Here is a 15,253-nt window from a genome sequence, read left to right on the forward strand (position 1 = left end):
ATTAGGCTAATTCGCCTCAAAAGACTGCACCTCAAGAACCGGGCCGATCATAGCAAAAGTCATCACATCCTTACGCACTTCACCTTTAACACTGACTTTCAAACCAGCTTTTTTCAAATCAGAAGGAGCATCCTTAAGTTCGTAAGTTTCCCCATCTTCGCCGACCAAAGCCCAAGTACCGGGACCCAATCCTTTGCGTTCAATTACACCTTTGACAGTAATACTCATGCCGATCGCACCTCTGTTTTAATTGCTAAACGCGCCAGTCCGAAACACAGTAAAGCATTGACAATCAAAAATGTTTGTGATACCAAACCTGTGCCCAATCCCCAGACTGTGGGAGACACAAAAGCATTCACCGCTAAACTGCTGGCAAAACCGATCGAAATTGCGATCGCGATCCACTTCCACTGTTGATGTCCCAACAGCAAAGCAATCAAAATCCCAGGAATCAAAACGCTAGCAAAAAAGGGATTCAGCATACTGCTGCCATTAATTGCACCGCCGAGTTCGGGAATAGAACTGCCCATCACCCGCATCGGCCACTGTGGCAAGTCAAATACAAACAAGTTCCGCAGGAAAAAGAACCCAGAACTCCCAGCCATCAAGCCGCCGGAAAAGCCCCAAGTCCACTGGAACGGAAAATAATTCCGCAAAAAGAAAGCCAGCAGGTAAGAACCGAGCACCATTGCAATTTTAGGCAACAGGGCGACTGCACCGCCGTCAATCCAAAAGCGGGGGTTGAGATAGCCGTTATCGCGCAGCCAGCGGAAGAAATCGCGGAAGTTGATTTGTCCGCGCTGGGCTAGCTGAACTGCTGCGGCTGCGTCTAGGTGTCCTGAACCAAAATGGTTTAACGGATCTTCAGTGACAGTTCGCGAGGACTGCAAGAGTACGCTGCGAATTTCGTCTGGTTCTGTGATGCCGGAAGCCTTGACAAGGGCTGCAACGGCTGCAACGTGGGGAGAAGCCATGCTAGTGCCTTGGTAGCCTTCAAAGACTTCGGCGCCTGTTTCCGGGTCGATCGTACTTTGCAGGATCTTGCCCATTTCAGAACCGCCGGGGGCTGCAATGTCAACCCCTGCGCCGAAATTCGAGTAAGTGGCTTTTTCGTCGTCGGGGCCCAGGGCCGAAACGCCGATGACGTGGGGATAGCGGGCGGGATAGGAAGCGGAACTGTCGCCGGAGTTGCCGGCGGCTGCGATGACGACAACGCCTTTAGAGTGCGCGTAGTCGATCGCCTCTTCCATTAACTGACTTTCGCCGCCACCGCCTAAACTCATGTTGATGACATCTGCGCCGTTGTCAGCAGCAAATTTAATTGCTTCGGCGATGTCGGAAACCGTGCCGCCACCGCTGCCGCTTAACACTTTTAGCGGCATTAAAGCTGCTTCGTAGGCAATGCCCGCAACGCCGTAATTGTTGTTAGTTGATTGGGCGACTGTACCGGCGACGTGAGTACCGTGGCCGTTGTCATCGTAGGCTTCGGCGCGATCGTTTACAAAGTCGTAGCCCGGTACAAATTTGGTTTCTTTTAAGTCAGCGACTGGAGTAATACCCGTGTCAATTATCGCTACTGTTGTGCCGCTGCCTTTGGTTTCGTTCCAGGCAGATTCTACGTTGATACTGCGGAGATTCCACTGCTTGGTATACATGGGGTCGTTGGGAATCTCGAAAGCGCTGTAGACGTAGTTCGGTTCAATGTATTCGGTATCTTTAGCCAAATTTGATTTTCTCAGGGCGTTTAGCAAAGTGCGATCGCCCTTAACTACATATACATTGTCGCCCCCTGAGAATTCGCTGTTGAGTTGCGGTGCGATTTGGTACTGTTGGGCGATCGCATTTACTTCTTTCGCAATCTCAGCAGCACCCAAATCTTCGCGGAAATCAAGCACAATCGAGTCGTAAGTGCCTTGAGTAGCAAGTCCTGGGAAATTAGAAATCGCCCAGCCGAGCCCGATTAAAAATAAGCACAGAAGGAAAAACTTTTTCATTGCCGATCGTCCGTTTAGGGAAGGCGTGTTCACCACAATAACCCAATTTTCACCGCCAGCGCCAGTTTTCCTTGCTGTGGCTTGTGGATATCTCGCACGCGGGCGTTTGGTAGTTTTCGGCGGTGGCTGTTGCTCGAACAAAAATTGCTCTAATTTCTCGTTTAAATTGCAGAGCAAGTTGTAGGAGTTCAATTAATTGTATCATGAGAGAAGATGACCAACAGAACAAGCGAGTATTTTCAACAAGGGTATTGCATGGAAAGAGGTTTAATGTGGCTGCCGCTGCTGGCAATTTTTATTTCTCTGGCTTGGGCTGGATGGAACGAGTATCAAAAGCTTGAAGCCTATCGTGTCTGGGCCGAACAATTCGCTAAAGCCAAGTACGATATTTATGCTGTACTCGGTCAGCAAGAAGACAGTTTAACGTGGGGAAAACCTACTCGCAGCGGGCCGATAAATTTGCAAACTTTTTCTTTAAAAGACGTGGAGTCGCTGCGGTTGTTAGTCAACTCTCAGGCAGTTGATTTAGAGTCGCCGCCGAGTTCTGGAAGCCCAATCGCCCTCGAATTTTTGTTGAAAGATGGTGCTGCGGTGCAGGTTCCCTTTACAGAAATTCCTCTAGCGACTAAATGGGGAAAATACTTGCAGCAAGAATTGCAGCGCTTTAGGTAAAAACACTCTCCGGCGGGGCAGCGTATAGGGAGCATCTCAATGAAAGCAACCAACCTAGAAATTCGAGTTTTGAGGCAGGAGACAGGAGGCAGGAGGCAGGAGGAAATAGGGAGAAGGAAAGAGCCAGAAGAAGTGTTTTTACCACTATGAGATGCTCCCAGCGTATAAGATGTTAACTCTGCTGCTTTAAGTTACAAAAGTTTTTAAAACTGGTAGTAGAAATAGAACTTACGCAACAAATCCTTTGAACTGCCATCTATAGGGTAAAGTACCCAGGGATCGCCCGGAGGACATGAGTTCTTGCAGTAAGTAGTAAGAGTAGTGTCCCCGTGCGCCCGCTCGTGTTCCGTGCGTACCTTCCAGTTAAAGTTATTGACCAGCGCGTCCTAAAACAGCTAAATTGCCAGCCCCCCAATCAGCGGAATGCAAACACAAGAATTTTTACAGCGCTATCAACAGGGAGAGCGCAACTTTGGTCACATTGACCTCAGCGGCGCTAGTTTAAGCGGTGTTAACCTGCGAGAAATAGACCTCACTGGTGCTAACTTGACCGGTGCTAATTTGAGCTGGTCTTTTTTGAGCAATGCCAAGTTGATAGGGGCTTGTTTGCGGCGCGCGGATCTCCGCAGTGCGGGGCTGAGTGGGGCCAATTTGAGCGGGGCAAATTTGAGCGGGGCAAATCTTGCTAAAGCGGATTTGCGCCTTGCTTGTTTGGCAGCAGCAGAACTCAATTGGGCCGCGTTTCCCGAAGCGGATTTGGGCGGTGCTAATCTTCAAGGAGTTAAATCTGACCAAATTAATTTTGCCGGGGCTAAACTCGACGGCGCGAAGTTGATGGCGGCGGAATTGATGGAGGCCAATCTCAACCGCGCCAGTCTTGTTGGTGCTAATTTAACGGGCGCTAATTTGCGGGAAGCGCATTTAGTGGAAGCGAATTTGCGATCGGCAATTTTAATCGGTGTAAATTTGATTGAATCTGACTTAAATGGCGCTCAAATGCGATCGGCAAATCTGACGGGCGCTGACTTGCACCGAGCTGTGCTGGCGGGGGCGGATTTGACTGAGGCGGTGCTGGATAACGCTGATTTGAGTCGAGCTAATCTGGCGGGTTCTTATTTATTGAAAGCGAGTTTTAAGAAGGCACTTTTGCTGCGAGCTAACCTGCAAGGAGTGTATTTGCTGCGGGCGGATTTGAGCGAAGCTAATTTACGCAGTGCAGATTTGCGGAAAGCTGATTTGAGCGGCGCTTATTTGATGGATGCGATGTTGGGTGAGGCGGATTTAAGAGAAGCTTGTTTGATTGAGTGCCGTTTGATTCGGACGAATTTGGAGGCGGCCCAGCTTACGGGTTGCTGCATTCAAAATTGGCAAGTTCAAGATGTCGATCTGTCGAGAGTTGACTGCAGCTATGTTTTTACTCAGTTTGATTATAGTGCGAAAGTTGCGGCAAATCGCTTGCCGATCGATCGCGATTTTGAGTCTGGGGAATTGGGGCGGCAGCATCAAGAGGACAGTTCTATTGTAAAGGTGTGTTTTGCCCAATCTCCTAATTGGGAGGCTTTGGTTTTTACGATGCGTCGGGTGGAGTTGGAGAGCCGCGAACTTAAGTTGAACGTTCAATTTTTTGAGTCGGCGGGAGAACAAAGTTTACTGAGGCTGAGTGCGAACCGTTTGGTGAACGGCAAGATTTTGGGCGATCGCATTTTGGAGCTTTATCCAGATATGTTGGAAAAGGTTTTAGCCAAGGACGCTGAAATTTTGAGTTTGCTCGACTTGGCTATTCCTAGTAACAGTGTGGAGCCGAGTCACAAGGAAATATTGCTCAGAAGACAGGAAATCTACCAGCGGATGGTCCGCCAAATTTCGTTTATTTTGATGTCTCAGACGCCGGATAAATTCTCCGAAAGCGTGCAGCGGCTGTTGGAGTATTTGAAGCAGCAAGGTATCCCGACAGAGCAGATTCAAAAGAAAGTCATCAGTCAGGCGATCGTACAGCGGGCAAAGCAAGATCCGGCTTTTCGGGAACAGTTGCTCAGGTGGGAGAAAACGGCGTCCGATCGCGTTCGTTGTTCGATGATGGGGGAAGCGGTGCGGTATGCGATCGCCCTTTTAATCGATGATTAACAGTTAAGTGTTAACCCTTGAAGCCGCAGAGTGGCTAATACCCGCACTGGCCCTTCTGCGTCGGAAACTGCAAGCATGGTGCAGCGGGCCAAGCAATACCAAGTTTTTGGGGAACAGTTGCTCAAGTGGGAGAAAACGGCTTCGGATTGCGATCGTTGTTCGCTAATGGGGGAAGCGGTGCGGTATGCGATCGCCCTTTTGGGGGAATGAATAGACATAGAAGTCAAAAGCCAGTCCAGGGAGGGCCGGATGCCTGTCCCACAATAATTATTGGAGATGTATAGTGATAAGATTCTGGAGGTTTTACCCAAAAGAAGGCTGCGTGAGTTATAACGATAATTTAGGAATTGAACAACAGCGACTTAGACATTATGAGGACAGTGATTATCCATGTGTCAGTTTTGTAAAAATTCTCGAAGTTAGCAGAGTTTGGGGTGGAGAATTTGAAACTGCGGTGAGGGGCGTAGATTTTGAGGAAATAGAAGTTGTTAAACAAAGTACCTAAAAATGGCTAAATCAAAAAGTAAGTATGACAGCTAAAACCTCATAAATGTTAGTTAGTTTCCCTAAAAGCGCCCTTCTTCCCTCTTTCTTTCCTCCTATATAGGCCGTCACGATAGCAATCAACCCGTTTTAGCAATAGCATAGGCAAAATATACAATTGCCACCGAAATGATGAGTTTGAGCCAGAAGGCCAAACTGTCCCACGCAAAACCCTGAAGAATCCACCAAATCCATAGAAATACAATGCACAAGGCTAACAACAACAGCAATGGCGCTAAGTAGGGGGCCATTCGCGAAATCAATTTAAACTTGGCTGAAACTTGCTCGATTGTGAGGAGATTCGGGGGATAAGAGCGATCTCCATCCAATATGAATGCAAGAATACTGGTATGGTTTTCCTGATCAAGAGGCTCTCCATGCCCTCCGTTGTAATAGCAGACCTCTTGTGTACGATCATCATCGAAATAGAAACCGTCAAATCCACCAGTACCAATATCTTTCATTCCAAGTCCACGTAAACCACTGCACAGAATTCCCACTGGCCAATCCCAACAACTTCTGTCATTCCGAAACTCCCTAAGCTGACCTAAATCAAAGCGCTCTTGCCAAGGATACTCACGAGGTCAAACACTACCTGCCAAGTAGATTCGATTAAATCTCATAGCTGACACTCTTTTCAAACTTTCTCCAAGAATGTATGTACCGTTGCTATGACCAATGAAAAGGAATTCTGTCTTGGGATTTAAGGCAAAGCGATAACTGTACTGATCTTGAAACCAGCGAATATTCTGCCGCCTGAGCCAGGGAAAGAAAAAATTAAAAGCAGAAAAATAACCATATGTAGAGCGCACTACTGTAATTTTTCCCTGGGTAAGATTCCTAATCTTATCTTCCAACTGGCTAGCCCAACCACTGTTACTATCGCGTATACCATGTATGACAAAAACAGTTGTGGTTTCAAATGCGCTTTCTGTAGGGTTAACCATAACACCATCCCTGAGTTCAGAGGGAATTTGCTCGGGTTTTTGAGGCTCGCATTGTAAAATGGCCCACTTCAGGAATTTATAGCGTAGATTCCATTCTTCACTTGCTTCACTATTGCGTCCTTTAGGACGGTAAAGATTGTCATGGTTTACATCAGCAATATCAAACTGAACACCGTTAGGAAATTGCTGAATATCAATGCTATCTTCTCTCTGGACAATACCATCTTCAGTGCCAAGAATCTGAATCATCATTATCGGTTCTGCACCCTGGAAGCTTGAAAAATAGCGAATCCAAGCGATCCGTAAGTTGGTAACAAAAGCAGATCCCTGAACGGTATCGCGTAAATTTGGGAACCAGCCCGTTGCGCTTGACCAATCTACGACTGCTGATACCAAGAAATTATTAGCTTTAAATCCTCGGTTGGTCGATGCAAGTAGAACAAAGCGACTAACTTTTCCCACCCAAGGAATTGCACTTTTGACACTTCCGGGGTAAGCTCCAGCCGCTACTAAATAAGCTTGTCTTACAATTAGCCCGCCAATGCTATGACCAATGCAAATAATATCGTCAAAAGGTTCACCGCTAACAACGGCTGCCTGCCAATGCTGCTCAATTTTAGATTTCAATTCAAGCGATAGTGTTTCAATTGATTTAGTAAAGAACTTACTAAAGGCATGAAAATTCCAAAATCCACAATGATTAAAAGTTAACCACTTGCTGCCGGCTATTAAATCTTCTTCATGTAGTTGGTTTAGTAGAGGTCGCCATTTTTGAGGCGATCCATCAGTCCCAGTGGCCAATACAATTAATCGCTTCATATGCTCAGCTTCTAATTAAGTAAGGTTAATTACATTACATAACAAGTTCTAACACCCGTTTACAGTGTATAAAACTGTAAACATTCGATCCATAAACTTACGCTTTTCTACAGGCTATACCGCTTCCCGGCGCCAACCCTCTTGGCTACCAAAGTAAACCCATCCATCCCATCAAAGCACCGACACCCAACGTCGTCAATAGGATACCCGTTACAACCGCCAAAGAACGTGCAGATGTCGCCACCCTTCTCATTTTCGTCGGACGCACTAAAGAATTCACAGCCTGAGCAATCTGCCCCTTTTGTTTCTCAACTGCCACCCGTTCGTAAGTCGCCAGAGTCTTATTAATCCGCGCTAAAAAGCGAGCATCGCACGCTAACTCTTGAGCAAGGGTGGAAGAGCAGGCATGATTAATTTTCCGAGGTGTCTAAAGGATTGTTTCCACTTACCAGTCTTGGCTGCGGAGCCGGCGATCGGCTAAGGCCCGGATTTGCTCGTCGGCGTCGGAAACGGAAAGCGATCGCAACAAAGGCACAACTCCGGGATTTTCGGGATAATGTTCGATAATCGCTTCAAGTGCTGTAAATCGGGGATTGTAAGGAAAAGAACCGTTTTGATTGTCAACATCGCTCAAAGCTCGATCGCGCAAAAATTCAAACATTCCCGGCTCGTCTTTCCATCCCCGCATTAACTCTACCAGGGCGATCGCCCGCACCTGCGAATCTTCATCTTTTTGAGCTCTACTTTTGACCCACTCGAAAGTTTGAGACTGATTTGTCCACCCACGCGCTAACTTTTGCAAAGCCATTTGCCTGACAGCCGGAGTCTCATCGCCCTCTGCTTTAGCCTCCAGCAGCATCCAAGTTTCAGGATTGTCTGGCCAGTTGTAAGCAAGTTCAAGCACCGCCGCTTGCCGCACCAGCGCTTCCCCAGAATCGAGCTCAATTTTCAGCCAAGGCAAGGTTTCTGGGTGGTCGGGCCAGCGCCGCACGATCGCCCGTACTAGCACGCTCAGCAGGTGAGAATCATACTCACACTCTACCCGGCTTTTGAGGAAAGGCAGTGTCTCGCCGCGGTGAGACCAGCGTTTTGCGATCTCTTCCACGGCAGTTTCTCGGACGTTGAGGTGTCTGTCTGACTCGGCGAGATTTTGCAACCAAGCAAAGACTTCGAGACTGGCTGACCCCAGTGCGGCGACAGCTTCCACTACTACTTGCCGCACAGTCCAGTAATCCTCGGAATCAGCTATTTTTTGCAGCAGGGGCAGGGTTTCTGGGTGGTCGGGCCAACCTGCGGCTATCTGTTTTAGGGCTATTTCGCGCAGGTCGGCGTCGCTATCGCCCAATGCTATATTTTTCAAAAAAGTCAGAGTTTCGGGGTTCCCCGGCCAGCCAAAGGCAATTGCTTGGACTGCTGCGCGCCGGACGCTCGAACTCGGGTCGGACTCGGCTTTAGTTTTCAGCAGCGGGTAAATGTCGGGCTCGCCGGGCCAGTGCGAGGCCAATTCTTCTAAGGCTGCTGTCCGCACTTCTTTGCTGCTGTCGGATTCAGCTAGGGTTTTCAGTAAGAGGCAAACGTCTGCCGCGGCGGGCCAGCGCGCTGCCAACTCCCGCACCGCTACTGTTCGCAGGATAGAACTTCCTGTCTGGGCAAGGTTTTTGAGCAGGGAGGCCGTGCCTAAAAGGCTGTGCCAACCTTTGGCTATTCCTTGCCACGCTGCGACTCGCACTCCCAAATTTTCGTCGGATTCGGCGGCGGTTCTCAGCATCAGCAAGGTATCTGTGCGATCGGGCCAATTAGAGGCCAACTGTTCGAGTGCTGCGGTGCGGACTGCGGGACTTTGATCAAACTGAGCCAGGGCAGCCAGCAGCGGCCAGGTATCGCTCGTGTCTGGCCAACCAGAAGCCATTTCTCGCACACAGGTCGATCGCACTGCCCAGCTTCCATCGGATTTGACGAGGTTTTTGAGCATCAGGTAAATTTCTGGCTGGTCTGGCCAACCACGGGCTATTGCTTCGACTGCTGTGGCTCGGACTTCGCCGCAGTCACTGGAGTGAGCGAGTATTTTCAGCCAAGGTAGGGTTTGCGGGTCGTTTTTCCAAGTTTGGGCGATCGCCGCGATCGATCGATTGCGAATTTGATAAGTTTCCTGCAATTCTTGAGCGCTTTGATAAAGAATCAGGAAACCCGTACCGTATTGCGATAACTTTTTTAAAGCGTTTAACAGTTTTTTTTCGGTTTTTTTATTAACATCATTTTTAACTTTTAACAGGCATTGCGCTGCTAAAAACAAATTAATAAATTTTTCTTGTTGACCGTTTTGAGCTGTGAGATATTCAATAATTTTGCTGGCTGTTTCTTTGTCGAGCTTAGCTGCAATTTCTCTGAGGACTTCGTGCAAAGATTCGTCCCGCCAGTGCTGGCCGAAAACTTCTATGTTGAGATCGCCCCAAGTCAGTTGACCGATTGTGAGTTGGGTATAAATTAACTCTGCTACAGTCTGGGGATTATTTTCGGAAACAAGTTTTTTTAACAACATACCGATACCCTGCCCCTGAAGTTTGTTTGTATTGACAATCCTCGCCTCAGCTCCGATATTAGTGGAGATTTTTTTGAGCGAGCCGCGAGTATGGAACCAATCGACTCTATTTTAGACGAAAAATACGGAGTCGGGAGGGCCCCAATGCAAAATCCGCCAGCACCCGCAGGAATGTTAGGTGGTGGCGGATGGCGATCGAATAATTAAGCCAGTGAATCTAACTAACAGCTACTTGGACGCGATCGGCTACAACCCGAACCGCAAAAGTAGGAATCTTTACCGTTTCATCGTCCAGACATTGCCCGGTAGTCAGACTAAAGTTTTGTTTGTAAATGGGAGAAGCAACTTTGAGAGTGCCGTTGCGATCGCCCACAATTCCCCGCGACAAAACAAAAGCTTTGCTAAACGGGTCGTAATTGCTAAGCGCATAAACTTCCTGCCCGTTTCCCACTCGGAAAATCGCCACTTGTTCGCCTTTAACTAAAGCGCAAACTCCAGTATAAGGGGCGATCGCATGCAGAGAACACACATCTACCCAAGTTGTTACTGTATCGGAAACCGATAATGATTGAACCATTTTGTTTTCCTGTTAATTTACTTCAATCTCGTTCCCAGCCGGAGACTGGAAACCTAGGTTTTGAGGCTATGCCTCACGGTTCGAGGATGCCTCGCCTCGCGGAAGGAGGCAGAGCCTCCCGGAATTCATTCCCAGGAAGAGCCTGGGAAGAGGTGATCTTGCTGCCTCCCCTTAGCAAGGGGAGGGCTGGGGAGAAGTTATTCCGAAACTCCCGCCAGAGCCTTTTCATGTTCGTTAGCCGGCCGCGTTTGTCCTCGTTCTGCAACACGAACAATACTCGGATCGGGCAAATCGGAATTCACAAAATGCTGGAACCGCTGCACCTTGTGTGGGTCTTCAATCGTCGTTTTCCACTCACATTGATAAGTATTCACTAAATGTTCCATCTGCCCTTCTAATTCCGCACAAATGCCCAGAGAATCCTCAATTATCACCTGTTTCAAGTATTCAATCCCGCCCTCAAGTTTGTTCAACCAAGTAGCAGTGCGTTCTAATCTGTCGGCGGTGCGGATGTAAAAAACCAAGAATCGATCGATATACTTAATCAGCGTTTCCTTATCGATATCCGTCGCCAGCAAAACCGCGTGCTGTGGCTTAATTCCCCCGTTGCCGCACACGTACAAATTCCAACCATTCTCTGTCGCAATTATCCCAAAATCCTTGCTTTGAGCTTCCGCGCATTCGCGAGTGCAGCCAGAGACAGCAGATTTGAGCTTGTGGGGCGATCGCAAACCACGATACCGCAATTCAACCTCGATCGCCAAACTCGTTGAATCCTGCACCCCAAAGCGGCACCAAGTGCTGCCAACACAAGATTTTACAGTACGCAGAGCCTTACCGTAAGCGTGTCCCGACTCAAATCCCGCATCAATCAACCGACGCCAAATATGGGGCAATTGATCCACGCGAGCTCCAAACAAATCAATCCGTTGCCCGCCAGTAATCTTAGTATAAAGCCCAAAATCCCTGGCAACTTCTCCCAAAACAATCAACTTATCGGGAGTAATTTCTCCCCCCGGTATTCGGGGCACCACCGAATAAGTACCGTCGCGCTGAATGTTTGCCAAAAAGTAATCGTTTGTATCTTGCAAAGCGACGTGAGACTTCTCTAAAATATGGTCATTCCAAGTAGAAGCCAGCATCGAAGAAACAGTGGGTTTGCAAATTTCACAGCCCTTACCTTTGCCGTGTCTTTCAATCAACTCCTCAAAGGTTTTAATTTCTTGAGAGCGCACCAAATGGTACAATTCTTGACGCGAATATTCAAAATGTTCGCAGAGATGATTTTTGACGGCGAACCCAGCTTTTTTCATCTCCGCCTTGAAGATATCCGTCACCAAAGGCACGCAGCCACCGCAGCCCGTCCCAGCTTGAGTGCATTTCTTGACGCTGGCAACATCGGTTAAATTGCGATCGCGAATCGCTTCACAAATCTGCCCTTTGGTAACATTATTGCAAGAACAAATTTGAGCCGAATCCGGCAAACTGTCTACTCCGAAGCCTGCCACTGCTCCCCCTTCTCGCGGCGGCATTAACAAATCTTCAGGATGCGGCGGCAGAGCAATTTCATTTTGCATGAATTGCAGCAAAGTTCCGTAAGCCGAAGCATCTCCCACGAGAATTCCGCCTAAAATTCGGCTGCCGTCTTGATTTAAAACTAATTTTTTGTAAATGCCTTGGAAGGTGTCAGCAACAACAATTTCTTTAGCATCGCCCGACTTGGGAAAAGGATCTCCAAAACTAGCGACATCCACCCCTAATAATTTGAGTTTAGTGGACATATCCGCACCTGTAAAAGTGCTTGTAGTAGAGGGGGCATCCTGCCGGCAATCGGCTGCACGGCTCAAAATATCTGCTGCTACGCTTGCCATTGTATACCCAGGCGCAACTAAGCCGTAGATGCGATTTTGATACAGCGCGCATTCTCCGATCGCATAAATGTCAGGATCGGAGGTTTGGCAGCTATCATTAATCACAATGCCACCGCGTTCTCCTACTTCTATACCGGAACTTCTGGCAATTTCGTCGCGGGGGCGAATGCCCGCAGAAAACACTATCATATCTGTTGCCAATTCCGAACCGTCAGCAAACAGCATTTTAGTAACTTTGCCATCTTCGCTGACAATTTCTGTGGTAGATTTGCTGGTATGAACCGAAACCCCCAACTCTTCTATTTTGCTGCGGAGAATTGCACCGCCAATTTCGTCAACTTGCACGGGCATCAGCCGCGATGCAAACTCAACAACGTGAGTTTTTAAACCCATATTTTGCAGAGCATTAGCACACTCTAGACCTAACAAACCGCCGCCAATTACTACTCCTGTTTGGCAATTTTTAGCGTAATCTAACATCGCTTCTAGGTCGTCAATTGTCCGGTAAACAAAAGTTCCTGTAGCGTCTTTGCCTTTAATTGATGGCACAAATGGATAGGAACCGGTCGCGAGAACAATTTTGTCGTAGGGAACTTCTAAACCGTTGGCTGAAGAGACTATTTTGTGTTCCCGGTTAATGGCGACTGCTTTGTCGCCGATGTAAATTTGGATGCCGTTTTCTTGATAAAATCCCGGTGCAACTAAAGATAAATCTCCCGCTGTTTTGCCCGAGAAAAATCCGCTGAGGTTTACGCGATCGTAAGCAACGCGCGGTTCTTCACAAAAAGTAATTAAATTCCAGTGTTTGGCAGCATCTGAGCTGACCATTAACTCTAGGAACTTGTGACCTACCATGCCATTGCCGATTACAATGAGGTTTTTTTTGGCTGTCATTAGAATCTCTTTTATCCCGTTTATCAGTCGTTGGGTTTATTAATATAAGACTTTATTGTAAACTTTTGTACTTATATATACCAAAAATGGATGTTTATGCAATTGTCGAATACTCCCGATTGCATTTTTGCATGGCATGATGTGTGCGATCGACTTAAGTAGGTGCGTCAGTCGATTTTAGATTTTAGATTTACTCGACAGTTAAGTATGGTGCGTCAGCTAAGTGTTTTTGACAAAACGATTAATATTTTTACTGTGACGCACCTTACAGTTTTCTAATTTTTAATTATTATTTAAGCGCCCATGCCCGAATACTGCTTCAAGCCCTGCCGCCAAAGCCAGCGATTCCACACAAAAAACACCGCACTCCAACCCAACATTACCAACAAACCGCGGCCTACATCTACGGGCAATCCTATCAAGATTGAAGCAGGAAAATGAATCAAATAAGGAAAAGGCGTCCACAAAACTACTTCGCGCACGGGTGCGGGAAACACTTCTAGCGGCGCGATAAGTCCCGATAAAAACAGGTAAATTAGAAACCAGAATTGCTCGATCGCACTTGCCCTTTCCAGCCAAAAAGCAAACAGCGCAAAGGTATACTGTATCAAGAAGCGCAAGCAAAAAGCCAAGACGACAACCAACAAAAACAGCAAAAACCTGCCCAAACTCGGCAGCCAAAAAGACTGCGGGTAAAGTGCAAAAAACAGCAGCGCTAATCCGCATACAAACGGCAGCCTCGCAAACCTTTCGGAAACGTGAGATGCGAAGTGGTGCCATACGGGATCGAGAGGCTGCAACAATCTATTAGATAGCCGGCCTTGCACTACTTCCTTTTCAAACTCCCAAATCACCCACACTACATTTGTTTGCCTGACAATGAAAGCGGCTAAGAAATAACGGGCAAAGTCGATCGAATTCAGCCCAAATTGACCAGTTTCGGCCGCCTGCATCCAGACACCCATCAAGATAAACGGCAAAGCTCCCGACAGGGCCCACAAAAACAATTCGGCCCGGTATTCGAGCATATAAGCGTAGTAGGTAACTAGCAAAGTTTTAGCAATTTTGATGGATTTTGTCATATCAATTTTAGATTTAATTTTTCGGTGTTAGCAACGGGCAAGATGCCCGTTCCACAAAACATTAAAACTTTAGCGGAACAGATATCTTGCCTGTTATGGAGAATGAACCCAGCCAAAAACGTTACACTTTTCCCGTGCGAAAAACGCGACCGATTACCTCTTCAATGGGCGGATCGGTAACTGTCAAATCTATCACTTCCAACTCCGCCAAAATCTTCGCCACACTCATCGTCAACTCTTCCCTTTTCACCAAAAACCGCACCGATTGTCCCTCAATAGATTCTACCTCCCCGTAAGCAAAAGCACTATCTTTTGCCAGCGGCTTAGCTAATTTTACCTGAACTTCCCGATAAGGTGCAAACCTGTCGAGCAATCCGTCTAAACTGCCATCATAAACTAATTGCCCTTCATGGATTAACAAAACGCGCTTGCACAAAGCAGTAATGTCAGCCATGTAGTGGCTCGTCAACAGCACTGTTGCTTGATAGCGCTCGTTATATTCTCGCAGAAATTGCCTGACGCTAAACTGTGCGTTTATATCCAAACCTAAAGTCGGTTCATCTAAAAATAATACTTCCGGCTGGTGCAGCAGCGCCGCCATCAATTCAGCTTTCATGCGTTCGCCTAAAGAAAGCTTTCGTACCGCCTGATTTAACTTGCCTTCTAGTGACAGCATCTCTGTCAATTCTCCGACTCGCCGCCGATAATCTGTGTCGGGAATGCCGTAGACAGCGGCATTGATTCGCAGAGAGTCAAGCACTGGTAAATCCCAAATTAACTGTTGTTTCTGCCCCATCACTAAGGTGATTCTTTGGAGAAAATCTGCTTCGCGACGAAAAGGAGTGCGATCGCACACTCTCACAGTACCAGCCGAGGGATAAATCAAACCAGTCAGCATTTTCAGCGTAGTAGTTTTGCCCGCACCGTTAGCACCGAGAAACCCCACCACTTCCCCCGGTTCAATACTGAAAGAAACGCCCTCAACTGCTTTGATATTGCGGTAAGTGCGACTAAAAAAGTGTCGCACTGTTCCTTTAAGCCCCGGTTCTTTAATCGCTACCGGATAAACTTTGCTCAAGTCTTCAACTAAGATAATTGGCATCGGCTCAAATTTTAACTTTTATTTTAATCTAGGGTATTTCCATCAGGCTTGTGCCAAGATGGAGCGATCGAGCTGTCTAGTAGGATGCG

Annotated in this window: 11 protein-coding genes and 2 pseudogenes; 3 read left to right on the forward strand and 10 right to left on the reverse strand. The window is 47.4% G+C overall.

From position 1 onward, the window contains the following. Positions 1-6 precede the first annotated feature (6 nt). Positions 7-228, reverse strand: a complete 222-nt coding sequence (locus D0A34_05230) for a hypothetical protein (GenBank protein ID UNU18356.1) — start codon at positions 226-228, stop codon at positions 7-9. After that, positions 225-1,994: a peptidase S8 gene (locus D0A34_05235; protein ID UNU22178.1), complete on the reverse strand. Its 1,770-nt coding sequence runs from the start codon at positions 1,992-1,994 to the stop codon at positions 225-227. The genes D0A34_05230 and D0A34_05235 overlap by 4 nt, the downstream gene beginning before the upstream one ends. 270 nt (positions 1,995-2,264) lie before the next feature. On the opposite strand from D0A34_05235, the gene D0A34_05240 reads away from it, so the two are divergent. The 3 genes and pseudogenes from D0A34_05240 to D0A34_05250 all read left to right on the forward strand — a co-directional run bounded on the left by D0A34_05240 (position 2,265) and on the right by D0A34_05250 (position 5,295). Further along, on the forward strand, positions 2,265-2,666 hold the full coding sequence (locus D0A34_05240) for a hypothetical protein (GenBank protein UNU22179.1): 402 nt from the start codon (positions 2,265-2,267) through the stop codon (positions 2,664-2,666). A gap of 423 nt (positions 2,667-3,089) precedes the next feature. Beyond that, on the forward strand, positions 3,090-4,790 hold the full coding sequence (locus D0A34_05245) for a low-complexity protein (protein UNU18357.1): 1,701 nt from the start codon (positions 3,090-3,092) through the stop codon (positions 4,788-4,790). 340 nt (positions 4,791-5,130) lie between these two features. Then, positions 5,131-5,295 (forward strand): annotated as a pseudogene (locus tag D0A34_05250) (DNA-binding protein). Between the two features lie 118 nt (positions 5,296-5,413). On the opposite strand, the gene D0A34_05255 reads toward D0A34_05250, so the two are convergent. From D0A34_05255 to D0A34_05290, 8 genes and pseudogenes are all read right to left on the reverse strand, one after another. Next, on the reverse strand, positions 5,414-5,797 hold the full coding sequence (locus D0A34_05255) for a hypothetical protein (GenBank protein UNU18358.1): 384 nt from the start codon (positions 5,795-5,797) through the stop codon (positions 5,414-5,416). 120 nt (positions 5,798-5,917) lie between these two features. Continuing rightward, positions 5,918-7,099 (reverse strand): hypothetical protein, encoded by a 1,182-nt coding sequence (locus D0A34_05260; GenBank protein UNU18359.1) that lies wholly within the window; start codon positions 7,097-7,099, stop codon positions 5,918-5,920. A gap of 148 nt (positions 7,100-7,247) precedes the next feature. Further along, a pseudogene (locus tag D0A34_05265) lies at positions 7,248-7,514 on the reverse strand (hypothetical protein). 30 nt (positions 7,515-7,544) lie between these two features. After that, positions 7,545-9,638 (reverse strand): histidine kinase, encoded by a 2,094-nt coding sequence (locus tag D0A34_05270; protein ID UNU18360.1) that lies wholly within the window; start codon positions 9,636-9,638, stop codon positions 7,545-7,547. Between the two features lie 217 nt (positions 9,639-9,855). After that, positions 9,856-10,215, reverse strand: a complete 360-nt coding sequence (gene nirD / locus D0A34_05275) for a nitrite reductase (NAD(P)H) small subunit (GenBank protein UNU18361.1) — start codon at positions 10,213-10,215, stop codon at positions 9,856-9,858. A 197-nt stretch (positions 10,216-10,412) separates the two neighbouring features. Beyond that, the gene (locus D0A34_05280) at positions 10,413-12,980 is read right to left on the reverse strand and encodes a nitrite reductase large subunit (protein ID UNU18362.1); all 2,568 of its coding nucleotides are present in this window, start codon (positions 12,978-12,980) and stop codon (positions 10,413-10,415) included. A 293-nt stretch (positions 12,981-13,273) separates the two neighbouring features. Then, positions 13,274-14,062, reverse strand: a complete 789-nt coding sequence (locus D0A34_05285) for a multidrug ABC transporter permease (protein ID UNU18363.1) — start codon at positions 14,060-14,062, stop codon at positions 13,274-13,276. Positions 14,063-14,183: 121 nt separating this feature from the next. Continuing rightward, complete coding sequence (locus D0A34_05290; GenBank protein ID UNU18364.1) at positions 14,184-15,164, reverse strand: ATP-binding cassette domain-containing protein; 981 nt, start codon at positions 15,162-15,164, stop codon at positions 14,184-14,186. Between the last annotated feature and the right edge of the window lie 89 nt (positions 15,165-15,253).

The organism is Microcoleus vaginatus PCC 9802 (assembly GCA_022701275.1).
GTDB classification, from domain to species: domain Bacteria; phylum Cyanobacteriota; class Cyanobacteriia; order Cyanobacteriales; family Microcoleaceae; genus Microcoleus; species Microcoleus vaginatus_A.

What these genes read in the sequence shown, in the direction of transcription:
- D0A34_05230 (UNU18356.1), bottom strand. Translation starts at nt 228, where the DNA reads ATGAGTATTACTGTCAAAGGTGTAATTGAACGCAAAGGATTGGGTCCC.
- D0A34_05235 (UNU22178.1), bottom strand. Translation starts at nt 1,994, where the DNA reads ATGAAAAAGTTTTTCCTTCTGTGCTTATTTTTAATCGGGCTCGGCTGG.
- D0A34_05240 (UNU22179.1), top strand. Translation starts at nt 2,265, where the DNA reads ATGTGGCTGCCGCTGCTGGCAATTTTTATTTCTCTGGCTTGGGCTGGA.
- D0A34_05245 (UNU18357.1), top strand. Translation starts at nt 3,090, where the DNA reads ATGCAAACACAAGAATTTTTACAGCGCTATCAACAGGGAGAGCGCAAC.
- D0A34_05255 (UNU18358.1), bottom strand. Translation starts at nt 5,797, where the DNA reads ATGAAAGATATTGGTACTGGTGGATTTGACGGTTTCTATTTCGATGAT.
- D0A34_05260 (UNU18359.1), bottom strand. Translation starts at nt 7,099, where the DNA reads ATGAAGCGATTAATTGTATTGGCCACTGGGACTGATGGATCGCCTCAA.
- D0A34_05270 (UNU18360.1), bottom strand. Translation starts at nt 9,638, where the DNA reads ATGTTGTTAAAAAAACTTGTTTCCGAAAATAATCCCCAGACTGTAGCA.
- nirD (UNU18361.1), bottom strand. Translation starts at nt 10,215, where the DNA reads ATGGTTCAATCATTATCGGTTTCCGATACAGTAACAACTTGGGTAGAT.
- D0A34_05280 (UNU18362.1), bottom strand. Translation starts at nt 12,980, where the DNA reads ATGACAGCCAAAAAAAACCTCATTGTAATCGGCAATGGCATGGTAGGT.
- D0A34_05285 (UNU18363.1), bottom strand. Translation starts at nt 14,062, where the DNA reads ATGACAAAATCCATCAAAATTGCTAAAACTTTGCTAGTTACCTACTAC.
- D0A34_05290 (UNU18364.1), bottom strand. Translation starts at nt 15,164, where the DNA reads ATGCCAATTATCTTAGTTGAAGACTTGAGCAAAGTTTATCCGGTAGCG.